The sequence below is a fragment of the Pseudomonas sp. 09C 129 genome (assembly GCF_002843625.1).
In the GTDB taxonomy this organism is placed as follows: Bacteria; Pseudomonadota; Gammaproteobacteria; order Pseudomonadales; family Pseudomonadaceae; genus Aquipseudomonas; species Aquipseudomonas chlororaphis.
Genome location: NZ_CP025261.1, coordinates 4092042 through 4116995, shown reverse-complemented (window position 1 = coordinate 4116995; position 24954 = coordinate 4092042). Strand labels below are relative to the sequence as shown.

Annotated in this window: 17 protein-coding genes; 13 read left to right on the top strand and 4 right to left on the bottom strand. The window is 65.1% G+C overall.

What is annotated here, in order from left to right; genetic code table 11:
• Nucleotides 1–108 precede the first annotated feature (108 nt).
• From CXQ81_RS18510 to CXQ81_RS18465, 10 genes are all read left to right on the top strand, one after another.
• The gene (locus tag CXQ81_RS18510; RefSeq protein WP_007922785.1) at nucleotides 109–1557 is read left to right on the top strand and encodes a serralysin family metalloprotease; all 1449 of its coding nucleotides are present in this window, start codon (nucleotides 109–111) and stop codon (nucleotides 1555–1557) included.
• Between the two features lie 105 nt (nucleotides 1558–1662).
• The gene (locus tag CXQ81_RS18505) at nucleotides 1663–2046 is read left to right on the top strand and encodes an AprI/Inh family metalloprotease inhibitor (RefSeq protein WP_007922782.1); all 384 of its coding nucleotides are present in this window, start codon (nucleotides 1663–1665) and stop codon (nucleotides 2044–2046) included.
• A gap of 240 nt (nucleotides 2047–2286) precedes the next feature.
• Nucleotides 2287–4098 carry a type I secretion system permease/ATPase gene (locus tag CXQ81_RS18500; RefSeq protein ID WP_007922779.1) on the top strand — a complete coding sequence of 604 codons (1812 nt, stop codon included), beginning with the start codon at nucleotides 2287–2289 and terminating at the stop codon, nucleotides 4096–4098.
• A 14-nt stretch (nucleotides 4099–4112) separates the two neighbouring features.
• Complete coding sequence (locus tag CXQ81_RS18495; protein ID WP_009049217.1) at nucleotides 4113–5429, top strand: HlyD family type I secretion periplasmic adaptor subunit; 1317 nt, start codon at nucleotides 4113–4115, stop codon at nucleotides 5427–5429.
• A gap of 2 nt (nucleotides 5430–5431) precedes the next feature.
• Nucleotides 5432–6787: a TolC family outer membrane protein gene (locus CXQ81_RS18490; RefSeq protein WP_007922774.1), complete on the top strand. Its 1356-nt coding sequence runs from the start codon at nucleotides 5432–5434 to the stop codon at nucleotides 6785–6787.
• Nucleotides 6788–6946: 159 nt separating this feature from the next.
• The gene (locus CXQ81_RS18485) at nucleotides 6947–9847 is read left to right on the top strand and encodes an autotransporter domain-containing protein (protein ID WP_371860906.1); all 2901 of its coding nucleotides are present in this window, start codon (nucleotides 6947–6949) and stop codon (nucleotides 9845–9847) included.
• A gap of 198 nt (nucleotides 9848–10045) precedes the next feature.
• Nucleotides 10046–13129 (top strand): autotransporter serine protease, encoded by a 3084-nt coding sequence (locus tag CXQ81_RS18480; RefSeq protein ID WP_101338120.1) that lies wholly within the window; start codon nucleotides 10046–10048, stop codon nucleotides 13127–13129.
• Nucleotides 13130–13166: 37 nt separating this feature from the next.
• Nucleotides 13167–14867 carry a polyurethanase gene (locus CXQ81_RS18475; RefSeq protein ID WP_101338119.1) on the top strand — a complete coding sequence of 567 codons (1701 nt, stop codon included), beginning with the start codon at nucleotides 13167–13169 and terminating at the stop codon, nucleotides 14865–14867.
• A gap of 103 nt (nucleotides 14868–14970) precedes the next feature.
• Nucleotides 14971–16824 (top strand): polyurethanase, encoded by a 1854-nt coding sequence (locus CXQ81_RS18470; RefSeq protein WP_101338118.1) that lies wholly within the window; start codon nucleotides 14971–14973, stop codon nucleotides 16822–16824.
• A gap of 310 nt (nucleotides 16825–17134) precedes the next feature.
• Nucleotides 17135–17527, top strand: coding sequence for a hypothetical protein (locus CXQ81_RS18465; protein WP_101338117.1), 393 nt, complete (start codon nucleotides 17135–17137; stop codon nucleotides 17525–17527).
• A gap of 20 nt (nucleotides 17528–17547) precedes the next feature.
• On the opposite strand, the gene CXQ81_RS18460 is transcribed toward CXQ81_RS18465, so the two are convergent.
• On the bottom strand, nucleotides 17548–17772 hold the full coding sequence (locus CXQ81_RS18460) for a YgdI/YgdR family lipoprotein (RefSeq protein ID WP_007922767.1): 225 nt from the start codon (nucleotides 17770–17772) through the stop codon (nucleotides 17548–17550).
• Between the two features lie 216 nt (nucleotides 17773–17988).
• Between CXQ81_RS18460 and CXQ81_RS18455 the strand changes: the two genes are divergently transcribed.
• Both CXQ81_RS18455 and CXQ81_RS18450 read left to right on the top strand, forming a co-directional pair.
• On the top strand, nucleotides 17989–19641 hold the full coding sequence (locus tag CXQ81_RS18455; RefSeq protein WP_101338116.1) for a VRR-NUC domain-containing protein: 1653 nt from the start codon (nucleotides 17989–17991) through the stop codon (nucleotides 19639–19641).
• Complete coding sequence (locus tag CXQ81_RS18450) at nucleotides 19638–21926, top strand: ATP-dependent DNA helicase (RefSeq protein ID WP_101338115.1); 2289 nt, start codon at nucleotides 19638–19640, stop codon at nucleotides 21924–21926. The genes CXQ81_RS18455 and CXQ81_RS18450 overlap by 4 nt, the downstream gene beginning before the upstream one ends.
• On the opposite strand, the gene CXQ81_RS18445 is transcribed toward CXQ81_RS18450, so the two are convergent.
• Entirely contained in the window at nucleotides 21911–23119 is a 1209-nt protein-coding gene (locus CXQ81_RS18445) for a serine hydrolase (protein WP_101338114.1), read from the bottom strand. The genes CXQ81_RS18450 and CXQ81_RS18445 overlap by 16 nt on opposite strands.
• A gap of 72 nt (nucleotides 23120–23191) precedes the next feature.
• Here CXQ81_RS18445 and CXQ81_RS18440 point away from each other — a divergent pair, with 72 nt between their 5' ends.
• A complete protein-coding gene (locus CXQ81_RS18440; protein WP_101338113.1) occupies nucleotides 23192–23818 on the top strand; it encodes a TetR/AcrR family transcriptional regulator in 627 nt (208 codons plus the stop codon).
• A gap of 25 nt (nucleotides 23819–23843) precedes the next feature.
• On the opposite strand, the gene CXQ81_RS18435 is transcribed toward CXQ81_RS18440, so the two are convergent.
• Both CXQ81_RS18435 and CXQ81_RS18430 read right to left on the bottom strand, forming a co-directional pair.
• Nucleotides 23844–24257, bottom strand: coding sequence for a TIGR03067 domain-containing protein (locus tag CXQ81_RS18435; protein WP_007929097.1), 414 nt, complete (start codon nucleotides 24255–24257; stop codon nucleotides 23844–23846).
• A 39-nt stretch (nucleotides 24258–24296) separates the two neighbouring features.
• Nucleotides 24297–24944, bottom strand: coding sequence for a response regulator (locus CXQ81_RS18430; RefSeq protein WP_007929094.1), 648 nt, complete (start codon nucleotides 24942–24944; stop codon nucleotides 24297–24299).
• Nucleotides 24945–24954: the final 10 nt, after the last annotated feature.

Sequence of the window (24954 nt, the reverse complement as noted above, 5' to 3'; positions counted from 1 at the left end):
ATTGTGTCAGGTTGCTTACGCCCGGATAGGGCGAGTGATAGGACGATCTCGCCAGGGATTGTCGCTATCGGACAAAAACTGTTCCATTGATTACAAGGAAGTGTGTTTATGTCGAAAGTTAAAGCGAAAGCTATTGTGACCGCCGAACAAGAACTCGTGCCCTTGGCCGCGGCAAGTTCGGCTTACAACCAGATCAATAGCTTCAGCCATCAGTATGACCGGGGTGGCAATCTGACGGTCAATGGCAAACCCTCCTACTCGGTCGATCAGGCAGCCACCCAGCTGCTGCGCGACGGTGCCGCGTACCAGGATCTCAACGGCAACGGCAAGATCGAACTGACCTATACCTTCCTCACCTCGGCCTCCTCGAGCACCATGTACAAGCATGGCATCTCCGGGTTCAGCCAGTTCAGCGCCCAGCAGAAAGCCCAGGCCGCGCTGTCCATGCAATCCTGGGCCGATGTGGCCAATGTCACCTTCACCGAAAAGGCTTCCGGTGGTGACGGTCACATGACCTTCGGCAACTACAGCGGCGGCCAGGACGGCGCGGCGGCCTTCGCTTACCTGCCGGGCACCGGTGCTGGCTACGACGGTACGTCCTGGTACCTGATCAACAGCAGCTACACCCAGAACAAGACCCCCGATCTGAACAACTACGGCCGGCAGACGCTGACCCACGAGATCGGTCACACCCTGGGCCTGGCCCACCCTGGCGACTACAACGCCGGGAATGGTAACCCGACCTATAACGACGCGGTCTATGGACAGGACACGCGCGGTTACAGCGTCATGAGCTACTGGAGCGAAAGCAATACCAGCCAGAACTTCAGCAAGGCCGGCGTCGAAGCCTATTCGTCCGGCCCGCTGATGGACGATATCGCGGCGATCCAGAAGCTCTACGGGGCCAACACCACCACCCGTACCGGCGACACCACCTACGGCTTCAACTCCAACACCGGTCGCGATTTCCTCAGCGCGACCTCGTCGGCGGACAAGCTGGTGTTCTCGGTATGGGACGCGGGCGGCAAGGACACCCTGGACTTCTCCGGTTTTACCCAAAACCAGAAGATCAACCTCAATGAGACCTCGTTCTCCGACGTTGGCGGCCTGGTGGGCAACGTGTCCATCGCCAAGGGCGTCACCGTCGAGAATGCGATCGGCGGTTCGGGCAGCGACCTGCTGATCGGCAACAAGGTGGCCAACGAGCTCAAGGGCGGTGCCGGCAACGACATCCTCTACGGCGCCGGCGGTGCGGACAAGCTCTGGGGCGGCGCGGGTGCCGACACCTTCGTCTTCGGCGCGAGCTCGGACTCCGCTCCGGGTGCGGCCGACCAGATCCTGGATTTTGTCAGCGGCCTGGACAAGATCGATCTGACCGGCATCACCAAGGGCGCTGGGCTGCACTTCGTGAACGCATTCACCGGTAACGCCGGCGACGCGATCCTCAGCACCTCGGCTGGCAACAGCACCTTGTCGGTGGACTTCTCCGGGCACGGCGTGGCGGACTTCCTGGTCAGCACCGTCGGCCAGGCGGCCTACACCGACATCGTCGCCTGAGTCATTGCGGTAAGGTAAAAGAAGGAGGGTGGCGCCCAGGCGCCGCCCTCTGACCTTGCATTGACAGGCGAACTGCCTGAGGCTGTGGCCCGGAGCTAACCCCTTATGATTCGAACTGCCTTGATCGCTAAGGCCGGCGCGTACCTGATCGCGACGCTGATGATGTTTTATGGAGAGACAAGCATGGCAAGCAGCCTGAGATTGGCGGACCCCGCGGAACTGGCCGGGCACTGGCAACTGTCGCAGCCGGCGCAACCTGCCAACCACTGTGCCCTGGACCTCGAGCTGAACGGCACCCTGGGCGCCGGCGCCGAGTGTTTTTCCGCCTGGCTGGGCGATTCGGCCATCGGCTGGTTTCCCGAGCCGGACGGTATTGCCGTGACCGGCAAAGAGGGTTCGAAGATCATCTTTCTAAGTCGTCAGAAAGAAGGCTTATATCAAGGCACTTTGAAATCAGGCATAACCATTATATTGCAGCGTACGCCCTGAATAATCGCGGCTGTATGCATCTTTAAATGTATCTGTATGGATAAGCGTATAAGGCAGTGCCATATACGCGATGTCCTTCGTTCGATTAAAGACAACTAAATAACTAGAACTCCGTTTCGTCTGACGGTAGAGTTCTTTCGCCTGTCCGCCGCAATAAATCCAATAATGTCCCGACTCAAGTACGGGCGGTTTATTTGTCCTGCGCCCCTGGCACGGGATATTACAGCTCAGGAAAGACCAATGAAGATGGCGAAGACCACTGCACCGCTGTTCAAGGCACTGGGCGATTACAAAGGCATTCTGATCAGCGTCGGGTGTTTCACCGCCCTGATCAACGTGCTGATGCTGGTCCCCTCGATCTACATGCTCCAGGTCTACGACCGGGTACTTTCCTCGCAGAACGAAACCACCCTGGCGATGCTGTCGCTGATGGTAGTCGGGTTCTTCGCATTCATCGGCCTGCTGGAGGTGGTGCGCAGCTTCATCGTCATTCGCATCGGCAGCCAGCTGGAGCGGCGTTTCAACCTGCGGGTCTACCAGGCGGCCTTCGAGCGCAACCTGTTTCGCGGCGAAGGCCACGCCGGGCAGTCCCTGGGCGACCTGACCCATATCCGCCAGTTCGTCACCGGTCCTGCGCTGTTCGCGTTCTTCGACGCGCCCTGGTTCCCCGTCTACCTGTTCGTGATCTTCCTGTTCAATACCTGGCTGGGGGTGTTCGCCACCGCGGGCGCGGTATTGCTGATCGCCCTGGCGTACCTCAACGAGGCCATGACCAAGAAGCCTCTGGGCGAGGCCAGCGGTTATTCGCAGAAATCCACGCAACTGGCCACCAGCCACCTGCACAATGCCGAGACCATCCAGGCCATGGGCATGCTCGGCGCGCTGCGCAAGCGCTGGTTCGAGGTGCATTCGCGTTTTCTCGGCCTGCAGAACCAGGCCAGCGACACCGGCGCGGTCATCAGCTCGCTGAGCAAGACCCTGCGCCTGTGCCTGCAATCGCTGGTGCTGGGCCTGGGGGCCTTGCTGGTGATCAAGGGCGACATGACCGCCGGGATGATGATCGCCGGCTCGATCCTGATGGGCCGGGTGCTGAGCCCGATCGACCAGTTGATCGCGGTGTGGAAGCAGTGGAGTTCCGCCAAGCTGGCCTACCAGCGCCTGGATTCGCTGCTGCAGGCCTTCCCGCCGAGCGACACGGCGATGTCGCTGCCGGCGCCCAAGGGCCAGGTGAGCTTTGAGCAGGTCAGCGCCGGCCCGCCGGGCAAGCGCATGGCGACCTTGCAGCAGGTCAGTTTCAACCTCGGGGCGGGGGAGGTGCTGGGGGTGCTCGGCGCTTCCGGCTCCGGCAAATCCACCCTGGCCCGGGTGCTGGTGGGCGTATGGCCGACCCTGGCCGGCACGGTGCGTCTGGACGGCGCCGATATCCATCGCTGGAACCGCAACGAACTGGGGCCTCACATCGGTTATCTGCCCCAGGACATCGAGCTGTTTTCCGGGAGCATCGCCGAGAACATCGCGCGCTTTCAGGAAGCCGACCCGCAGCAGGTGGTGCAGGCCGCGCAACAGGCCGGCGTGCACGAACTGATCCTGCGCCTGCCCCAGGGCTACGACACCCTGCTGGGCGATGACGGCAGCGGCCTGTCCGGCGGCCAGAAGCAGCGCGTGGCCCTGGCCCGGGCGCTGTATGGCCAGCCGCGCCTGGTGGTGCTCGACGAGCCGAACTCCAACCTCGACACCGTGGGCGAAAGCGCCCTGGCGTCGGCCATCGCGCAGATGAAGGCCCAGGGCACCAGCGTGATCCTGGTCACCCATCGCTCCTCGGCGCTGGCCCAGGCCGACAAGCTGCTGGTGCTCAACGAAGGGCGCCTGCAGGCCTTCGGCCCGAGCCAGGAAGTGCTCAAGGCGCTGTCCAGTGGCGCCCAGGCACAACACCAAAACCAGGCCCAAAACCAGGAACAGCAGCAGCGGGAAAAAACCTCGGCCCCGACGGCCCCGGGCGGCTTGAGCATGAGCCGCCAGTATCAGGCCCCGACACGGAACCCAGGCGCATGAGCAAGGACAGCGAAATGATGATCGAACAAGGTTACGCGCCGGAGCGTCCCGAGCGCGATGCGCGGTTTTTCGCGCGCATGGGCTGGGTCCTGGCACTGGCCGGCGCCGGCAGCTTTTTTCTCTGGGCGGCCCTGGCGCCGCTGGACCAGGGCATCCCGGTGCAAGGCACGGTGGTGGTCTCGGGCAAGCGCAAGGCCGTGCAATCCATGAGCGGCGGGGTGGTCAGCCGGATCCTGGTGCGTGAAGGCGAGGCGGTGAAGCAGGGCCAGCCGCTGTTCCGCCTGGACCAGACCCAGGTCGAAGCCGACGTGCAGTCGCTGCAGGCGCAGTACCGCATGGCCTGGGCCAGCCTAGCGCGCTGGCAGAGCGAACGCGACAACCTCAAGCAGGTGAATTTCCCCGAGGCCCTGAGCGCCGATCCCGATCCACGCCTGGCCCTGGTGCTGGAAGGCCAGCGGCAACTGTTCAGCAGCCGCCGCGAAGCCTTCGCCCGCGAGCAGGCCGGGATCCGCGCCAGTATCGAAGGCGCCACCGCGCAACTGGCCGGGATGCGCCGGGCGCGTACCGACCTCAACAACCAGGCCGAGTCCCTGCGCCAGCAGCTGGCCAACCTGCAGCCCCTGGCGGACAACGGCTACATCCCGCGCAACCGCCTGATGGAGTACCAGCGCCAGCTGTCCCAGGTGCAGCAGGAACTGGCGCAGAACACCGGCGAAAGCGGGCGGGTGGAGCAGGGCATTCTCGAGTCGCGGCTCAAGTTGCAGCAGCACAGCGAGGAGTACCAGAAGGAAGTGCGCAGCCAGCTGGCCGACGCCCAGCTGAAAAGCCTGACCCTGGAGCAACAGCTGACCTCGGCCGGTTTCGATTTGCAGCACAGCGAAATCCTCGCCCCGGCCGACGGCATCGCGGTCAACCTCGGGGTGCACACCGAAGGCGCCGTGGTCCGCCCCGGGGAAAACCTGCTGGAGATCGTGCCCCAGGGCACTCGCCTGGAAGTGGAAGGGCACCTGCCGGTGAACCTGATCGACAAGGTTGGCAGCCACCTGCCGGTGGACATCCTGTTCACCGCCTTCAACCAGAGCCGCACGCCGCGGGTGTCCGGCGAGGTCAGCCTGATCTCCGCCGACCAGATGGTCGATGAAAAGACCGGCGTGCCGTACTACGTGCTGCGTAGCAGCGTCAGCGACCAGGCCATGGAAAAGCTCAACGGCCTGGTGATCAAGCCGGGCATGCCGGCGGAGATGTTCGTCCGTACCGGCGAGCGCTCGCTGCTCAACTACCTGTTCAAACCCCTGCTCGACCGGGCGGGTTCCGCATTGACCGAGGAATAAGGATGTTCCGTCGCATGAGTCAGTTTTCCATCTTCGGAGCCACAGTCGCTTTACTGGTATGCACCCACGCCCAGGCCATGGGGCCGTTCCAGGTCTACGAACAGGCCCTGCGCAACGACCCGGTGTTCCTCGGCGCGATCAAGGAGCGCGATGCCGGCCTGGAGAACCGCATCATCGGCCGCGCCGGGCTGCTGCCGAAACTCAACTACAGCTACAACAAGGGCCGCAACAACTCCCAGGCCACCGTGCCCGACGGTCGCGGCGGCACCAGCCACGATGACCGCAACTACGACAGCTACGGTTCCACCTTCACCCTGCAACAGCCGCTGATCGACTACGAGGCCTATGCCTCCTACCGCAAGGGCGTGGCCCAGGCGCTGTTCGCCGACGAGAACTTTCGTGGCAAGAGCCAGGAGCTGCTGGTGCGGGTGCTGACCTACTACACCCAGGCGCTGTTCGCCCAGGACCAGATCGAGATCGCCCAGGCCAAGAAGAAGGCCTTCGAGCAGCAGTTCCAGCAGAACGAGCACATGTTTCGCCAGGGCGAGGGCACCCGCACCGACATCCTCGAAGCGGAGTCGCGCTACGAGCTGGCCACCGCCGAAGAGATCGAGGCCCGCGACGAGCAGGACGCGGCGCTGCGCGAGCTGGGCGCGTTGATCGGCGTGCCGACCGTGGACATCCGCGACCTTGACCCGCTGCGCGAGCGTTTCGAGTCCTTCACCCTGTCGCCAGCCAACTACGACGCCTGGCATGAACTGGCGATCAGTAACAACCCGAACCTGGCCTCCCAGCGCCAGGCCGTGGAAGTGGCGCGTTACGAGATCGAGCGCAACCGTGCCGGCCATCTGCCGCGGCTCAGCGCCTATGCCACCTCGCGCCGGGTCGAGTCGGAAAGCGGCAACACCTACAACCAGCGCTATGACACCAACACCATCGGCATCGAAATCAGCATGCCGCTGTACGCCGGTGGCGGGGTCTCGGCGGCCACCCGCCAGGCCAGCCGGACCATGGAACAGGCCGAGTACGAACTGGATTCGCAGACCCGCACCACCCTGATCGAACTGCGGCGCCAGTTCAGCGCCTGCCTGTCCGGGGTCAGCAAGCTGCGGGCTTATCAGAAGGCGCTGACCTCGGCCGAGGCCCTGGTGATCTCGACCAAGCAGAGCATCCTTGGCGGTGAACGGGTCAACCTCGACGCGCTGAACGCCGAACAGCAGCTGTACACCACGCGCCGCGACCTGGCGCAGGCCCGTTACGACTATTTGATGGCCTGGACCAAGTTGCACTACTACGCAGGCACCCTGCGTGAAGACGACCTGGCCCGGGTCGACGAAGCCTTCAGGCCCGGCTCATGAACTGACAAAAAGGCGGCCGCGGGCGGCCCGACCTGACATTTTCGACAAAAACAAAAAACGAGAAGTCATCACATGGATAGACGCTTTTATCAGCTCAAGGCGCTGAGTCGCCGCTCGTTGCTCGCTTGCTCCACGCTGTCGGCGGTAGCACTGCCGGGCATGGCCCAGGCGCAGTACCAGGAAACCGGTCAGTTGGGGGTGCCGGCCAGCTGGCAATCGGCCGAATACACCCAGGACTGGGGCCTGGAGCGCATGCGCGCCAGCTCCGCCTATGCCGCCGGCATCACCGGCAGCGGGGTGAAGATCGGTGCCCTCGACTCGGGCTTCGACGCCAGCCATGGCGAAGCCTCGCCCGAGCGCTTCCACGGGGTCACCGCCACCGGCACCTATGTCGATGGCACGCCGTTCAGCGTCTCCGGGGTGCTCAACGGCAACAACGACAGCCATGGCACCCATGTCACCGGCACCATGGGCGCAGCCCGCGATGGCGTTGGCATGCACGGCGTGGCCTTCAATGCCCAGGTCTACGTGGGCAACACCAACAAGAACGACAGCTTCCTGTTCGGCCCGACCCCGGACCCGCAGTACTTCAAGGCGGTGTACGGCGCCCTGGCGGATGCCGGGGTGCGCGCCATCAACAACAGCTGGGGCAGCCAGCCGCCGGGTGTCAGCTACCAGACCCTGGGCGACCTGCACGCCGCCTATGCCCAGCACTATGGCCAGGGCACCTGGCTGGACGCGGCGGCCGATATCTCGCGCCAGGGCGTGATCAACGTGTTCAGCGCCGGCAACAGCGGTTACGCCAACGCCAGCGTGCGCGCGGCGCTGCCGTACTTCCAGCCGGAGCTGGAAGGCCACTGGCTGGCGGTGTCTGGCCTGGATGCGAACAACCAGCAGCGCTACAACCAGTGCGGCATCGCCAAGTACTGGTGCGTGGCCGCGCCCGGGCGGCTGATCTCCAGCACCGTGCCCGGCGGCGGTTACGCCACCAAGTCCGGCACCTCGATGGCCGCGCCCCATGCCACGGGCGCGCTGGCCCTGGTGATGGAGCGTTATCCCTACATGAATAACCAGCAGGCCCTGGAGGTGCTGCTGACCACCGCCACCCAGTTGGACGGCTCGATCACCGAGGCGCCCACCAGCCTGGTCGGCTGGGGCGTGCCCAACCTGGAGCGGGCCATGCACGGTCCCGGGCAGTTGCTGGGATCGTTCGACGCCAACCTGGGTGCCGGGCAGGGCGATGTCTGGAGCAACGACATCTCGGACAAGGCGCTGTTGCAGCGCCAGGGCGAGGACGCCGCCGAACACGCGGCCTGGCAACAGACCCTGAAGGACAAGGGCTGGGAAAACGGCCTCGGCGCCGGCGCCAGCCAGCAGGACAAGACCGACTACGCCGTCGGCATGGCCCGCGACGCGGCCGCCGCGCAGCGGGTGTACGAGGGCAGCCTGATCAAGTCCGGCGCCGGCTGGCTGGTGCTCAGCGGCAACAACAGCTATCGCGGCGCGACCACGGTCAACGGCGGCTTGCTGACAGTCAATGGCTCGCTGGCCTCCAGTGTCACGGTCAATGATGGCGGCACCCTCGGCGGTTCCGGACGGATCGGCGCGCTGCTGGCCAACAGCGGCGCCACCGTGGCGCCGGGCAACTCCATCGGCACCTTGCAGGTGGCGGGGGACGTGACCTTCCAGCCGGGCTCGACCTATGCGGTGGAGCTGTCGCCCACCAGCAGCGACCGCATCGTCGCTGGCGGCAAGGCCACCCTCAACGGCGCTGGGGTCACCCTGGCCCTGGAAAACAGCCCGCAGTTGCTCAGCCTGCAACAGACGCAAAGCCTGATCGGCAGCCAGTACCAGATCCTCCAGGCGGCGAACGGCATCGACGGGCGCTTCGGCTCGGTGGAGCCGAACTACCTGTTCCTCGGCGGCAGCCTCGATTATTCGGCCAGCAGCGTGCAGCTGAGCATCGGGCGTAACGCCACCTCGTTCGCCAGTGTCGGTCTGACCCCGAACCAGCGCTCGGTGGCGGCCGCCGCCGAGCAGCTGGGGGCGGGCAACCCGGTGTATGAAAGCCTGCTGCGCTCGCCGAGCGCCGGTGTGGCGCAACAGGCGTTCCAGCAGCTGTCCGGGGAAATCTACCCGGCGTTGGGTTCGATGCTGCTCAACGACAGCCGGCAGCTGCGCGATGCGGTCGGCGAGCGTCTGCAGGTCCCGGGTGCGGTGGTGCAGAGCGAGGGCAACCTCTGGCTCAAGGTGCTGGGCGCCTGGGGCAAGAACGACGGCAGCCACGACACCGAGGGCTACAACACGTCCATCGGCGGGTTGCTGCTGGGGGCCGACGGCGCGCTCAGCGACAGCACGCGCCTGGGCGCCTTCGCCGGCTACAGCGACAGCTCCCTGAGCATGGGCGGCGGTACCCATTCCGAGGCCTCGGTGGACAGCTATCACCTGGGCACCTACCTCGGCCACGAGCTGGGCGCCTGGCGCCTGAGCGCGGGCGCGGCGCACAGCTGGCATCGCGCCGACGTCAAGCGCGACCTGCAGTTCGGCGAAGTCAGCGGCAAGCAGAAAGCCAAGGTCGATGCCCGCACCAGCCAGGTCTTCGGCGAGGCGGCTTATCGCCTCGACCTGCCGGCGCTGGCCCTGGAACCGTTCGCCAACCTGGCCTACGTGCACCTGCACCGCGACAGCTTCAGCGAGAAGGGCGACGCCGCGGCGTTGAAAGGTGGCAGCGACAGTCGCGAGGCGGCGCTCAGTACCCTCGGCCTGCGCGCCCTGAAAAGCCTCGAGCTGTCCGGGCAAACCCGCCTGGACCTTTCCGGCTCCCTGGGCTGGCAGCACAACCTGAGCAACACCCGGGCCGAGGAACACCTGGCCTTTGCTTCCGGCGGCACGCCGTTCAGCGTCGAAAGCACCTCGCTGCCGCGCAATGCCGCGCTGGTCGGCGCCCATGCCAGCCTGGCGTTGAGCCGGGACCTGCGCCTGAGCCTGGATTACAACGGCCAGCTGGCCAGCCGCGAGAAGAACCACGGGGCGGGGCTGAGCCTGAACTGGCAGTTCTGACCCGGTTTTTGACAGCGCCGTGTCGACGCAAGGTCGCGTCGACACGGCAGCTGCTATCGGTACAGCACGGTTCGCCGTTGGCGGGCCGGCTGTTCGGTAAAACCACCCGCGCCGGGTCTGGTGCGGTGTTTCCTCTAGCAAGGCAACTATTTCCAGCAAGGCAACTATTTCTAAGCAAGGCAACTAAGGAAGGTACCGATGAAATACAGATTTACGGGGGCTGCTCCGGCGGCCAACAGCCTGGTGCGCGCCTCCTGCGGCGCTTTGATCTGTGGCCTGGCCGTGGCGGGTAACGCCCAGGCCGCGCCTTATGTCGAAAGCGGCCAGCCGGGCGATCCCGGCAGTTGGCGCAGTGCCGAGTTCAACGCCGAATGGGGCCTGGGGGCGATCCATGCCGAGCAGGCGTATGCCGCCGGCTATACCGGCAAGGGCGTCAAGCTGGGGATCTTCGACCAGCCGGTGTATGCCCAGCACCCGGAATTCAGCGGCAGCAACAAGGTGATCACCCTGGTCACCAGCGGCATCCGCGAATACACCGACCCCTACATTCCGGTCAAAGCCGGCGATGCCTTCCGTTATGACGGCACGCCCTCGGTGGGCTCCGACGGCAAGCTCGGCTCCCACGGCACCCACGTCGGCGGGATCGCCGCCGGCAGCCGCGACGGCGGGCCGATGCATGGTGTGGCCTTCGACGCGCAGATCATCAGCGCCGAAAACGGCGACCCGGGCCCCGAGGACGGGATCATTCTCGGCAACGACGGCGCGGTCTACCGGGCCGGCTGGGATGCCCTGGTGAACAGCGGCGCGCGGATCATCAACAACAGCTGGGGCATCGGCATCACCGACCGCTTCGACCAGGGCGGTCGCGACCCGGCCTTCCCGCATTTCACCGTGCAGGACGCGCAGTTGCAGTTCGACCAGATCCAGCCGCTGCTGGGCACCCGCCAGGGTGGCGCCTACAGCGGGGCGATCGACGCGGCCCGCGGTGGTGTGCTGACCATCTTCGCCGCCGGTAACGACTACAACCTGAACAACCCGGACGCCATCGCCGGCCTGGCCTATTTCGTGCCGGAAATCGCGCCGAACTGGATGACGGTGGCGGCCTTGCAGGTGAACCCGGATACCGCCAGCCCCAATCCCTACACCCTCAGCACCTTCTCCTCGCGCTGCGGCTACACCGCGAGCTTCTGCGTCTCGGCGCCGGGTACGCGGATCTACAGCGCGGTGATCGGCGGCACCAACCTGGACGACATGACCATCGGCTACGCCAACAAGAGCGGCACCTCGATGGCCGCGCCCCATGTGGCGGGCGCGGCGGCGGTGCTGATGGAGCGCTTTCCTTACATGAGCGCTTCGCAGATCGCCACGGTGCTGAGGACCACCGCTACCGACATGGGCGATCCGGGCATCGACGCGCTGTACGGCTGGGGCATGATCAACCTGCAAAAGGGCATCGACGGTCCAGGCATGTTCGTCACCGAAGCGGACATTCCCCAGGAGTTCCGTGTCGAAGGCGCCTACGGCTCCGGCCAGTTCGTGGTCGACCTGCCCGGTATCGGCGCCGTGGTGGATGCCGGCAAACCCACCGAGCGCCTGTGCACTGGCCTGTCTTGCGGGCTGGATGTCTGGCGCAACGACATTTCCGGACACGGTGGCCTGACCAAGCAGGGCATCGGCACCCTGGTGCTGACCGGCAACAACAGCTACAGCGGCCCGACCCTGGTCAATCAGGGACGCCTGGCCATCAATGGTTCGCTGGCCTCGGCGGTGACGGTCAATGACAGCGGCATTCTCGGCGGCAACGGGCGCATCGCCGCGCTGACCGCCAACCGTGGCGGTACCGTGGCGCCGGGCAACTCGATCGGCACCTTGCAGGTGGCGGGCGACGTGACCCTGCAACCGGGCTCGACCTACGCGGTGGAGCTGTCGCCCACCAGCAGCGACCAGATCGTCGCTGGCGGCAAGGCCACCGTCGAAGGGGCCAATGTGACCCTGGCCCTGGAGAACAGCCCGACCCTGCTCAGTGCCCGCGAGGCGCAAAGCCTGCTCGGCCGGCAATACAACATCCTGCAGGCGGCCGGTGGCATCGAAGGCCGTTTCGGTTCGGTGGCGCCGAACTACCTGTTCATTGGTGGCAGCCTCGATTACTCGGCCAGCGGCGTGCAGTTGCAGGTCGCGCGTAACGCCACGTCCTTCAGCGACGTCGGCCTGACCCCGAACCAGCGTTCCGTGGCGGCTGCCGCCGAGCGACTGGGGGCGGGCAATCCGGTGTACGAAAGCCTGCTGCTGTCGGAGAACGCCGCCAGCGCGCAACAAGCCTTCCAGCAACTGACCGGGGAGATCCATCCGGCCATCGGCACGCTGCTGATCAACGACAGTCGTCAGCTGCGCGATGCGGTGGGTGACCGTCTGCGTCAGGACGGCCTGCTTGATTCGTCGGCGCCCGCGGCCAGCGACAACAATGTGTGGTTCAAGGTGCTGGGGGCCTGGGGCAAGGCCGACGGCGGTTATGACCATGCCAACTACAACACTTCGATCGGCGGCCTGCTCGCCGGGGTCGATGGCTTGATCGCCGAAGACACTCGTCTCGGCCTGTTCACCGGCTACAGCGACAGCTCCCTGAGCATGGGCGATGGCACCCATTCCCAGGCCTCGGTGGACAGCTATCACCTGGGTGCCTACCTGGGCCATCAGCTGGATGCGGTGCGCCTGAGCGTCGGTGGTTCCTACAGCTGGCATCGCATCGATGTGAAGCGTGACCTGCAATACGGCGAGTTCTCGGACCGGCAAAAGGTCAAGCGCGACGCCCAGACCGCCCAACTGTTCACCGAAGCGGCGTGGCAAGTGGCGCTGCCAGGTGTGGCCCTGGAGCCCTTCGTCAATCTGGCCTACGTGCATGTGGGCAGCGACAGCTTCCGCGAAAAAGGCGGGGCCACCGCCCTGCGCAGTGGCGATGACAACCGCGACGCGGTGCTCTCGACCCTCGGCCTGCGGGCCAGCAAACGCTTCGCCCTGTCCGATGCCCGGCAGCTGGAACTGGCCGGCACCCTCGGCTGGCAGCACAACCTGAGCGACACCAATTCGGACCAGCACCTGGCTTTTGCCAATGGTGGTTCGTTCAACATACAGAGCGTTGCGCTGGATCGTAACGCCGCTGTGGTCGGGGCTCGCGCCGGCCTGTTGCTGGGGCGCGATACCCGGGTAAACCTGGACTACAACGGCCTGCTGGGTTCTCGGGACAAGAGTCACGGGGTCGGCCTGACCCTGGACTGGCAGTTCTGAGGCCTGCGGGCCAATGACCATAAGAGTGAGACACAACATGGGTGTATTCGATTACCGGAGTTTCAAGGGCGAGGCGGGCAAGGCGCTGTACAGCGATGCCCTGGCGTTGACGCTCTACGCCTACACGCCCACCGGGCAGCCGTTGGCGTCGGGCTGGACGGCGATTGGTGCCGAGCGGCTGGGGTACCAGGGCAAGGTCGGGCCCCAGGGCACCTTCTTCGGCGAGCAGCCAGGCTTTACCAGCGCCGAAGTGGAGGTGCTGGGGCGTTACGACGAGGCCGGCAAGTTGCTGTCGATCGGCATCGCCTTTCGCGGCACTGGCGGCCTGGGCTTGAGCGATACCCTGGGCGACATCAAGAACAACCTGCTGGCGGCGGTCGGGCCGGTGGGTTATGCGGCGAACTACAGCAAGAATGCCTTCGACAAGCTGTTCGCCAGCGTCGCCGAGTTCGCCAAGGCCCAGGGCCTGAGCGGCCAGGATGTGCTGGTCAGCGGCCACAGCCTGGGCGGCCTGGGGGTCAACAGCCTGGCCGAGCTGAGCGGCGAGCACTGGGGCGGTTTCTACGCTGACGCCCGCTATGTGGCATTCGCCTCGCCGACCCAGGGCCCGGGGGACAAGGTGCTGAACATCGGCTACGAAAACGATCCGGTGTTCAGGGTGCTCGACGGTACCACCTTCAATGCCTCGTCCCTGGGCAGCCATGACAAGGTCCAGGCGTCGGCGACCAACAACATCGTCAACTTCAACGAGCACTACGCGTCGACCCTGGAGAACCTGCTGCCGCAGAGCATCCTCAACCCGCTGTCGTGGAAGGCCCACGGTTCCGCGGGTTACGCCGATGGCTTGAACCGGGTGGTGGATTCGGCGTTCTACGACCTGACCAGCAAGGACTCGACCCTGATCGTCTCCACCTTGTCCGAGGCCAATCGGGGCAAGACCTGGGTCGAGGACCTCAACCGCAACGCCGAACCGCACAAGGGCAGCACCTTTATCTTCGGCACCGACGGCAGCGACCTGCTCAAGGGCGGACGCGGCAACGACTTCATCGAGGGCCGCGACGGCAACGACACCTTCCGCGACGCGGGTGGCTACAACATCCTGCTGGGTGGCAAGGGGCATAACGTCTTCGACCTGCAGCAGTCGCTCGGCAAGTTCAGCGTGGTCAACGATGGTGACGGCACCTTGTACGTGCGCGATGCCTATGGCGGCATCAGCATGACCCGCGATATCGGCGCGCTGGTGAGCAAGGAGCCGGGTTTCGCCTGGGGCCTGTTCAGCAAGGAGGTGACCCACAGCGTGACCGACCAGGGCCTGCTGGCCGGCAACCAGTTGACCCACTACAACCATTCGCTCAATGGCGATGCCTACGGCAATGCGCTGGTGGCCAGCGTCGACGGCGACTGGCTGTTCGGTCACGGCGGCGACGATGTGCTGCGCAGCGACAAGAGCGACGTGACCTTTGTCGGCGGCGCCGGCAACGATGTCATGTATTCCAGCGGCGGCGGGGCCAACACCTTCCTGTTCAGCGGCGCCTTCGGCTTCGACGCGATCCATGGCTACCAGGGCAGCGACAAGCTGGTGTTCATGGGCGTGGCGGGCGCGGGGCAGGGCTACGACTACACGCAGCACCTGTCACAGAGCGGCCAGGACACCTTGCTCAGCGTCGGCGACTACGCCGTGACGCTGGTCGGGGTCGCGCCGGACAGCCTTTCCGCAGGGGGGATCGTCTTTGCATAGATAAGTAGCAAAAAGCATTGCACTAAGGATGGGGCGCCAGCGGAGGGCGCTCCGTCCGCGTGAGCTATCTCGAACAAGTTCAACAACAAAGAGAGGCAATACCATGGGTGTGTATGACTACAAGAACCTCGGCACAGAAGACTCAAAGGCGCTGTTTTCCGATGCGCTGGCGATCACGCTGTATTCCTACCACAACCTCGACAACGGCTTTTCCGCCGGTTATCAGCAGTACGGTTTCGGCCTCGGCCTGCCGGCGACCCTGGTCACGGGGCTGATCGGCAGCAGCGATTCGCAAGGGGTGATTCCCGGGCTGCCCTGGAACCCCGACTCGGAGAAAGCCGCGCTGGAGGCGGTGCAAAAGGCCGGCTGGACACCGATCGGCGCTGCCCAGCTGGGCTACGACGGCAAGACCGACTTCAGGGGTACCTACTACGGGGAAAAGGCCGGCTACACCACCGCCCAGGCCGAAGTGCTCGGCAAGTACGACGACCAGGGCCACCTGACCTCCATCGGCATTGCCTTTCGCGGCACCAGCGGCCCCCGTGAATCGGTGATCGGCGACTCCATCGGCGATGTGATCAACGACCTGCTGGCGGCGTTCGGGCCCAGGGACTACGCGAAAAACTACGCCGGCGAAGCCTTCGGCAAGCTGCTCGCCGATGTCGCGGCCTTCGCCCAGGCCAATGGCCTGACGGGCAAGGACATCCTGGTCAGCGGCCACAGCCTCGGCGGCCTGGCGGTCAACAGCCTGGCGGACCTGAGTGGCGATCACTGGTCGGGGTTCTACCAGGATGCCAGCTACGTCGCCTACGCCTCGCCGACCCAGAGCGCGGGGGACAAGGTGCTGAATATCGGCTACGAAAACGATCCGGTGTTCCGAGCCCTCGATGGCTCTTCGTTCAACCTGGCGTCCCTCGGCGTGCATGACACGGCGCAGGAGTCGGCGACCAACAACATCGTCAGTTTCAACGACCATTACGCCTCGGCGGCCTGGAACCTGCTGCCGTTCTCCATCCTGAATATCCCGACCTGGCTGTCGCACCTGCCCACCGGCTACGGCGACGGCATGACACGGATCCTCGAGTCGAAGTTCTACGACCTGACGAGCAAGGACTCGACCATCATCGTCGCCAACCTGTCGGACCCGGCGCGGGCCACCACCTGGGTCCAGGACCTCAACCGCAATGCCGAAACCCACAAGGGCAGCACCTTTATCATCGGCACCGACAGCAACGACCTGATCCAGGGCGGCCAGGGCAACGACTACCTCGAAGGCCGCGCCGGCAACGATACCTTTCGCGACGCCGGCGGCTACAACATCCTGCTGGGCGGGCAGGGCCACAACACCCTGGACCTGCAGCAGTCGGTGAAGAACTTCAGCTTCGCCAACGACGGCGCCGGCACCCTGTATGTGCGCGATGCCAATGGCGGCATCAGCATCACCCGCGATATCGGCGCGATCACCAGCAAGGAACCGGGGTTCCTCTGGGGCCTGTTCAAGGACGATGTGACCCACAGCGTCACCGACAAGGGCCTGCTGGCGGGGAGCAACCTGACCCAGTACGCCGCTTCGGTGAAGGGCGACGCCGCGGCCAATACCCTGACCGCCCACGCCGGCGGCGACTGGCTGTTCGGCCTGGACGGCGATGACCACCTGATCGGCGGCCAGGGTAACGATGTGCTGGTCGGCGGCGCGGGCAACGACCTGCTGCAGGCGGGCGGGGGCAGTAATACCTTGCTGTTCAGCGGCAACTTCGGCCAGGACCGGGTGCTGGGTTACCAGAGCAGCGACAAACTGGTGTTCCTCGGCGTCGCAGGCGTGGTCGCCAACGACGACTTCCGCGCCCACGCCAGCACCGTGGGCAACGATACCCTGCTGACCTTTGGCGGCGACTCGGTGACCCTGGTAGGGGTGAGCCTGGACAGCCTCAGCGGCGCGAGCATCACCATCGCCTGAAGCCCGACCGCGCGGGGTGGCGATTTTTGTCTCGCGCGGTCACGGGTTTGCCTTTGCGTGTCTCTCGACCGTACTTTTTTCGCCAAAGCCAAGGGTATTTGCCCAAAGGGTGACCCGTCAGCCTGGAAGTGACTCCAATACCTGCCCCTGTGACACAGCGCTCGATAAAACATCGGCCTGTCGCCAGGCGGGTGGATGCCGCGTGCGCGCTCCGGGCCCTTAAAGTTCGCAGGAGCTTGCGCGTTATCAAGGCAGGCAGCCGCTGCCGAGGCTCATTAATGGCAACAGTGAACAGCAGGAGAAACACAAGGTGAGTGATAACCAGAGGTATGGCATCGGTCTGGCGCTGGTCCTGATGGCGGGCAGCGCAATGGCCGAGGACTTGCCTCAGCAGTCGATCCTCAAGCGCTACGGCGTGACCCCGGACCAGCTACCGGCCGCCGCGCAGGCCACCGAAAAAGAAGCGCAGCCCGAACCGGGCAGCCGCTTTCATATCGACGCAGAGCGGCCTTGGGCGAGTGTGACCCTGGGGGAGGGTAAAAAGCCTGAAACCACCGGCAATATCAGCATCGATAATGCGGCGGCCCGGGAGTTCGAGCGGTGTCAGCGGGTGCGTGGCGAACTGCGGAAGCGCGGGGAACAGCACTACATTTCCTGCGATAACAGCGTGCCGGGGCAGAATTCGGCACCCTGGTCGCCCTGAGGGCGACCGGGTTCGATCGGTCAGTCCTCTTGGCGGACGGTAGCGACATCGGCCGCCTTGATGCGGATTTTCTTGCCGGCGATGTCTTCGAATTCGTAGAACCCGTCGGCGGTCTTGGCGTTAGGCATGTCCTTGGTCAGGTATTGCGTGCCGTTCTGCAGCGTCACCACGGTTGGCGAGGCACAGCCGCCCAGTGCCAGGAAGGCTGCAACGGCCAACGGCAGGCCCAGGTATTTGACGTTCATAGACAAACCTCTCTTCATGAATCCCGTGAGTCCACCATGATTGGCGGCTCGCGACTATATGGCTATCCGCCCTTGGTGTGATTAACCGCAAGAAAGTTCTGCGGCTCCGTAAAAAAACCTGTAACGCCACTTATCCAATAGTGTTTGCCAGGGCAGGTCGGCAGCTGTTATCTGTATGCATAACCAGTATCAACCTCTTTGCGGCGCGCTTGTCCTGTGACTTCCAACCCTCTGGAAAACCCTCTTTATTACCTGCACAACTTTCAGCAGGTGCTGGCGTGGCTCGAGCTGCGCTACGCCGATGTGCTGTCACCTGAAGAGCGTAGCTTCATCGACGACTTCTCGACGCTGGCCCAGCCATCCCAGGCCCTGCTGGTGCGCATGATCATGCGCAAAGGCTGCCATTTTCGCACGTCCCGACTGGTCTATGAAGAAATCGGCGATACTCGCGCGGCCGTCGCGCCGCTGGTGCGCCTGGGCTGGGTCGACGAGCAGGCGCCGCTGACCCTGGAAGAACTGTTCAACCTGTTGCAGAAGGCGGAGATCCTCCAGGTTTTTCGCGCGGAAATCGAACAGCCGAAGGCCCGCAAGTCCGACTGGCTGGCCGCCTTGGCGCCGTTGTTCGACGAGCCGCGGAGCCTGGGCCAGTGGTGCCCGGATCTGGAGGACGGGGTATGCAGCCTGACGGTCATGGCGCTGTGCGACCGCCTGCGCCTGATGTTCTTCGGCAACCTGCACCAGGACTGGTCGGAGTTCGTGCTGGCCGATCTGGGTATCTTCACCTACGAAAAGGTCGAGTTTCGCGACGACGCCCGGGCGCTGCGCAGCCGCGACGACGTCGAGGGTTTCCTGTACCTGGAGGACTGTCGGCAGCATTTTGAAAACGGCGCGGCGCTGGAGGAGGTGCTGGTGAGCATCCAGGCGTTCGCCAGCGACAATCCCTGGTTGCAGCGGCGCCGGGCCAAGCTGCTGTTCCTGCTGGGGCAGCATTGCGAGCGGCTAGCCGAATGGCCGCTGGCGGCCGCCATCTACCAGGCCTGCGCCGATCCCGGGGCGAGAGCGCGGCTGATCCGCGTCTTCGAGCGCAGTGGCGATTACCCGCAGGCGCTGGCCCTGGCCGAGGCGGCGGCACTGGCTCCGCACAACGCGGCCGAGCAGCAGCAACTGCTGCGGCGGCTGCCCAGGTTGCGGCGCAAGCTGGGCGGCCCGGCCACGCCGCGCGGCGGCACCCAGCCGACACTGCGCCTGGACCTCAGCCTGCCGCGGGTCGATCCGGCGCTGTCGGTGGAATTCCATGTGCAGGCCCATCTCCACGAGGAGCAGGCGCCGGTGCACTACGTGGAGAACAGCCTGATCAATTCGCTGTTCGGGCTGCTCTGCTGGCCGGCGATCTTCGCGCCACTGCCCGGGGCATTCTTCCACCCGTTCCAGCGCGGCCCGGCCGACCTGTTGAGCGAGGACTTCCACAGCCGTCGCGCCGAACTGTTCCAGGCCTGCCTGGCGGAACTGGATGACGGGCGTTATGCGCAGACCATCCGCCAGCGCTACCTCGACAAGTGGGGCGTGCAGTCGCCTTTCGTGTTCTGGGGCGCCCTCGACGAAGAATTGCTGGAGCAGGCACTGGCCTGCCTGCCGGCCGAGCACCTCAAGCACTGGTTCGAGCGCCTGCTGCAGGACATCAAGGCCAACCGCGCCGGCATGCCGGACCTGATCCAGTTCTGGCCGCAGCAGAAAACCTACCGGATGATCGAGGTCAAGGGCCCTGGCGACCGCCTGCAGGACAACCAGTTGCGCTGGCTGGAGTTCTGCCGGCAGCACCAGATGCCGGTGGCGGTCTGCTACGTGCAATGGGCGGAGCAGGACGGGTGAACTACCGCATCGCGGTACGGGCGCTGTGCGAATTCACCGCCAAGGTCGGCGACCTCGATCTGCGCTTCACCCCGTCGCCCACCGCGCTGGAAGGCATCCAGGGCCATCGCACGGTGGCGGCGCGGCGCAGCGCGAACTATCGGAGCGAGGTGCCCCTCGAAGGCAGCTTCGGCGCGTTGACGGTCAAGGGCAGGGCGGACGGTTACGACCCGGACACCAACCTGCTGGAAGAGGTCAAGACCTACCGCGGCGACCTCGAGCGCATGCCGGCCAACCATCGCCAGCTGCATTGGGCCCAGGCGAAGGTCTATGGCTGGCTGCTGTGCCAGCAGTTGCAGTTGAGCAGCATCCGTCTGGCCTTGGTGTATTTCGACATCCTCAGCGAGCGCGAGACGTCGCTGGTGGAAGAGCACGAGGCCCAGGCCCTGGAGCAGTTCTTCAACCGCCAATGCAGCCAGTTCCTGCAGTGGGCCGAGCAGGAGCTGGCCCACAGGCACGCCCGCGACCAGGCCATGGCGGCGCTGGGTTTCCCCCATCCCGACTTCCGCCCCGGGCAGCGCGCGCTGGCCGAGTCGGTGTACAAGGCGGTGAGCACCGGGCGCTGCCTGATGGCCCAGGCGCCGACCGGGATCGGCAAGACCCTGGGCACGGTGTTTCCCATGCTCAAGGCGATGCTGGGGCAGCAGCTGGACAAGCTGTTCTTCCTCACCGCCAAGACCCCGGGACGCAAACTGGCGCTGGATGCCGCCGAGGTGCTGTTCGAACACAGCCCCGGGCTGCCGTTGCGGGTGCTGGAACTGGTGGCGCGGGACAAGGCCTGCGAGCACCCGGAGCTGGCCTGTCATGGCGAGTCCTGCCCGCTGGCCAAGGGTTTCTACGACCGTCTGCCGGCGGCGCGGCAGGCGGCGAGCCAGCGGTCCTTGCTGGACCAGCAGGCGCTGCGCGAGATCGCCCTGGCGCATGGGGTGTGCCCGTATTACCTGAGCCAGGAAATGGCCCGCTGGAGCGATCTGCTAGTGGCGGACTACAACTACTACTTCGATTTCAGCGCCTTGCTGTTCGGCCTGGCGCAGGCCAACCAATGGAAGGTCGCCGCGCTGGTGGACGAAGCGCACAACCTGGTGGAGCGCGGGCGCTCGATGTACAGCGCCAGCCTCGACCAGTACCAGTTGAACGCCGTGCGCCAGGTTGCCCCGGAGCCGCTGAAGAAGCCGCTGCAACGGCTCAACCGCGAATGGAATGCCCTGCACAAGGAACAGCTGCGGCCGTACCAGGCCTACGATCAGGCGCCGGCCCCGTTGCTCAAGGCGCTGTCGCTGTGTATCTCGGCGATCGGCGATTACCTGGGCGACCACCCGCAAGGGCTGGACAGCCGGTTGCAGGGCTTCTATTTCGATGCCCTGCAATTCGCCCGGGTGGCCGAACTGTTCGATGGGCAGTTCCTGTTCGATATCAGCAAGCGCGAACTCAATGCCCGGCGCAGCCTGTCCGAGCTGTGCCTGCGCAACGTGGTGCCGGCGGGTTTCCTCGCGCCGCGACTGAGCGCGGCGCGCAGTACGGTGCTGTTCTCGGCGACCCTCAACCCCTGGCATTACTACCGCGACCTGCTGGGGCTGCCGGAGACCACGGTGTGGGTGGACGTGGAGTCGCCGTTCAGTGCCGCGCAGCTGGACGTGCACATCGTCAGCCGGATCTCCACCCGTTTCGCCCATCGCCAGGCGTCGCTGGCGCCCATCGTCGAGCTGATCGCCAGCCAGTTCCGCCGGCGCCCCGGCAACTACCTGGCGTTCTTCAGCAGCTTCGACTACTTGCAGCAGGTGGCCAGCCTGCTGGCCGAACTGCACCCGGATATCCCTCTGTGGCAACAGTCGCGCGGGATGGATGAAGGGCAACGCCAGGGGTTTCTCGAGCGCTTCGACGCCGATGGCCAGGGGGTGGGTTTCGCCGTGCTGGGCGGGGCGTTCGGCGAGGGCATCGACCTGCCGGGTTCGCGGCTGATCGGTGCCTTTATCGCCACCCTCGGCCTGGCCCAGCTGAACCCGGTGAATGAGCAGATGAAACAGCGCATGGCGGCGATTTTCGGCGCCGGTTACGACTACACCTACCTGTACCCCGGCCTGCAGAAGGTGGTGCAGGCCGCGGGCCGGGTGATTCGCAGCCAGCAGGACCGCGGCGTGGTGATGCTGATCGACGACCGGTTCGCCGAGCCCCGGGTCCGGCAATTGCTGCCGGGCTGGTGGGCGCTCGACGCTCCGGGCGGTGAGGTGCTTCAGGGCGCCGGGTAGGCGGCGTCGCGGATCTCCCGGGTAAAGGCCCCCGACATGCCCTCGAAGGCGGTGTTGGTCAGCGCCACCACGGTTAGCCTGGCCTGTGGGTCGACAAACCAGCTGTGGCCGTAGGCGCCACCCCATTGCAGGGTGCCCTTGGATTGCGGGGTGCCGGCCAGGGCCGGATCGTCCAGCACCGCCCAGCCGTAGCCGAAGCCCCAGCCCGGCCCCTGGGTCTGCGCCTGGGCGCCGACCTGGTCGGTCATCATCGCCTGCACGCTGCGGGCGGAAAGCAGCGGGCCGCCACCCTGGCGCAAGGTGTCGAGAAAACGCGCCACGTCCATGGCGGTACCGGCCATGCCGGCGCCACCGGAGGGGTAGGCGCGCGGGTCGAAGATCCGCTTGAGGGAGAACAGCGTGGTGCTTTCGCCGACCCGGATCGCCGCCTCGTCCTGCATCCGGCTCGGCCGCGGACGGTCATCGCGGTACACCGCGCCGAGGCGGGCAGGGTCCTTGACCGAGAACGCGGTGTCGTTCATGTGCAAAGGCTGGGTGACCAGCTCCTCGGTCAGGGCTGGCAGGCTTTTGCCGCTGGCCTTTTCCAGCACGGCGCCGAGCACGTCGATGGCCATGGAATAGCGCCACTGCGTACCCGGCGGATAACTCAAGGGCACGCTGGCAATGCGTTTGAGGTTGTCTTCCAGGCTCATGCCCGGCTCGGCCAGGCCATCCGACACCCCGGCCGTGCGATACGCCCCATGCTCGGCCTCGAGAAAGCCATAGCTCAGGCCGGCGGTGTGGGTGAGCAATTGCTTGAGAGTGATCGGCGGGTGGGTGCCATCGGCCAGCCCTGGGCGGAAATCCGCCAGCCATTGGCTGACCGTATCGTCCAGGGACAGCGTGCCCTGTTCCACCAGGCGCATGGCGACCACGGACACCATGGGCTTGGTGATAGAGGCCAGGCGCAGGATGGTGTCGCCGGTCATGGGCCGGGCCGCCTCCCGATCGGCGAAACCGGCGGCGCGCTGGTACACCACCTGGCCGTCGCGCATCACCACCACCACGGTGCCGACGATCCGCTGTTCGCCGATGGCGCGTTCGATGGCCGTGTCCATGCGCCTGCCGAGTTCCTCGTCCGGCGTGGCGGCGCTGGCCAGCGAAGCGCCGAGGGTGGCTGCCAGGGCGAGCAGGCCTTTATGGGGTAGATCCATGGGGAGAGCCTCTATAATCACAATGTCCGCTATGATTAACCGGCATTCGTTCTAATTTCAATAGTGATCATTATGATAAATAATCCTGCTGCCGTGGTGCGCCGTCGTGGACGGCCGATTGCCTTTGATCGCGACCAGGTCCTGGGCCTTGCGGCAGAGGTGTTCTGGCGCCTGGGCTATGAAGGCGCCTCGATGCCTGAGTTGTCGGCGGCCATGGGCATCACCGTGCAAAGCCTGTATGCCGCGTTCAGGTCCAAGGCCGAGCTTTACCAGCAGGCGCTGGCGCATTACCAGCGCAGCACTGGCGCCTTTGCCGAGCGGGCACTGCGCGAAGAGGCGGATGTGGTGGACGGTTTCCTCCGCCTGCTCCGCGAGGCGGCCCATGAATACAGCCTGCCCGGGCGGCCGCGGGGCTGCATGATTTCCACCGCGACCCTGACCTGCGCGGTGGAAAACGATGCGCTGCGGGAGTTCGTCAGTGCCCTGAGGGCCAACACCCTCAAGGCCTTTGAAGCGCATATCGAGCAGGGCATCGCCAACGGGCAACTGCGCGCCGATACCCAGGCAGCGGCGCTGGCCCGGTATATCGGGGCGATCATTCAAGGCATGTCGGTACAGGCCCAGGATGGTGCGGATTGCGCAGCGTTGCTGGCCATCGGCGAGTTGGCGGGGCAGGAAATACAGCGGGCCAGGGCCTGACGGCATGCCGGCCAATGAGTGAACCTCAGCGGCTGCCGAGGCCTGTTCCATCCTGTGAGACGCGGATGAACCGGCGCAGGGTTTCACCTGGCCCGGTGCGAAACTCGGTGGGCCTGGGTTGGCCCTCGTCCGCGGCGATGAAGACGAAGTCATCGCCGTCCAGTCGATAGCTGGCAGGCAAGTGCTTGCCGGTGTCGGCGCCCATGGAGTCGACCCAGGTAATGGATTTCGGCGTGGTCCGGGTATCGAGGGTAAAACTGCCCGCGAGCAACAGCTCGCCTTCGAGCGTCACGACGCGGAACCCTTGCCCCTGGATCAGGGTAAGAGCTCCCGGGGCGCCATGTTCGTCAGGCGGGTTGCTGACCCCGTTGTCCTCGTATTCCACCTGTTCCCAGGCACCTTGAAGCTGTTGCAGGTCGAACTGGTCGTCGCAGGTCATCGTCGTCCGGGCCTTCTGTCTTCGCTGGATAAGAGGGGGTCAGTTGAAGATGTTGCGCCCGATGCAGTACGTCAGCAGGTCCTGGTCGCTCTCGACTTCCAGCTTGCGCATGGCGGAGATTTTCTGCGCGCTGATGGTCTTCGAACTGCGGTTCTGGCTGCGGGCAATGTCACTGACGCTCTTGCCGGAAACGAACAGCCGCAGGATTTCAAACTCCTTGGGCGAGAGCATGGAGATCCGGTCGTCGATGCTGGCGTTGGATTCGATGACCGAGCTCGGCGCAGGTTCCAGACTCTGATAAGAGCCTCTTTCGACAATGGTCTTGAGCGCCACCTGGATTTCATTATGCAGCTGGCTTTTCTGGATCACCCCGACCACCCCCAGCTCATGCAGGCGCGTGAGGATCAACTGGTTGGAGATCATGGTCAGGATCAGGATCTGCAGGCGCGGGAAGTGGCGCTTCAGGTACTCGACCAGCTTGAGGCCGTCGCCGTAGGGAGAGTCCCCGGGCATGTTGTAGTCGGTAATGACGATATCGACCGGCTGTTGTTCGAGGATCTCGATCAAGCCCTGTGAGCTGATGGCTTCACCGACTATTTCAAAGTTGCTTTCCCGTTCCATCAACTCGCGAACGCCGAGCAGAACAATCGGATGATCGTCGGCGATGACTACTTTAAATTTTTCCATGACTAGCCAC

What these genes read in the sequence shown, in the direction of transcription:
- CXQ81_RS18485 (WP_371860906.1), top strand. Translation starts at nt 6,947, where the DNA reads ATGGCCCAGGCGCAGTACCAGGAAACCGGTCAGTTGGGGGTGCCGGCC.
- CXQ81_RS18495 (WP_009049217.1), top strand. Translation starts at nt 4,113, where the DNA reads ATGATGATCGAACAAGGTTACGCGCCGGAGCGTCCCGAGCGCGATGCG.
- CXQ81_RS18490 (WP_007922774.1), top strand. Translation starts at nt 5,432, where the DNA reads ATGTTCCGTCGCATGAGTCAGTTTTCCATCTTCGGAGCCACAGTCGCT.
- CXQ81_RS18505 (WP_007922782.1), top strand. Translation starts at nt 1,663, where the DNA reads ATGATTCGAACTGCCTTGATCGCTAAGGCCGGCGCGTACCTGATCGCG.
- CXQ81_RS18460 (WP_007922767.1), bottom strand. Translation starts at nt 17,772, where the DNA reads ATGAACGTCAAATACCTGGGCCTGCCGTTGGCCGTTGCAGCCTTCCTG.
- CXQ81_RS18470 (WP_101338118.1), top strand. Translation starts at nt 14,971, where the DNA reads ATGGGTGTGTATGACTACAAGAACCTCGGCACAGAAGACTCAAAGGCG.
- CXQ81_RS18500 (WP_007922779.1), top strand. Translation starts at nt 2,287, where the DNA reads ATGAAGATGGCGAAGACCACTGCACCGCTGTTCAAGGCACTGGGCGAT.
- CXQ81_RS18480 (WP_101338120.1), top strand. Translation starts at nt 10,046, where the DNA reads ATGAAATACAGATTTACGGGGGCTGCTCCGGCGGCCAACAGCCTGGTG.
- CXQ81_RS18430 (WP_007929094.1), bottom strand. Translation starts at nt 24,944, where the DNA reads ATGGAAAAATTTAAAGTAGTCATCGCCGACGATCATCCGATTGTTCTG.
- CXQ81_RS18440 (WP_101338113.1), top strand. Translation starts at nt 23,192, where the DNA reads ATGATAAATAATCCTGCTGCCGTGGTGCGCCGTCGTGGACGGCCGATT.
- CXQ81_RS18445 (WP_101338114.1), bottom strand. Translation starts at nt 23,119, where the DNA reads ATGGATCTACCCCATAAAGGCCTGCTCGCCCTGGCAGCCACCCTCGGC.
- CXQ81_RS18435 (WP_007929097.1), bottom strand. Translation starts at nt 24,257, where the DNA reads ATGACCTGCGACGACCAGTTCGACCTGCAACAGCTTCAAGGTGCCTGG.
- CXQ81_RS18475 (WP_101338119.1), top strand. Translation starts at nt 13,167, where the DNA reads ATGGGTGTATTCGATTACCGGAGTTTCAAGGGCGAGGCGGGCAAGGCG.
- CXQ81_RS18510 (WP_007922785.1), top strand. Translation starts at nt 109, where the DNA reads ATGTCGAAAGTTAAAGCGAAAGCTATTGTGACCGCCGAACAAGAACTC.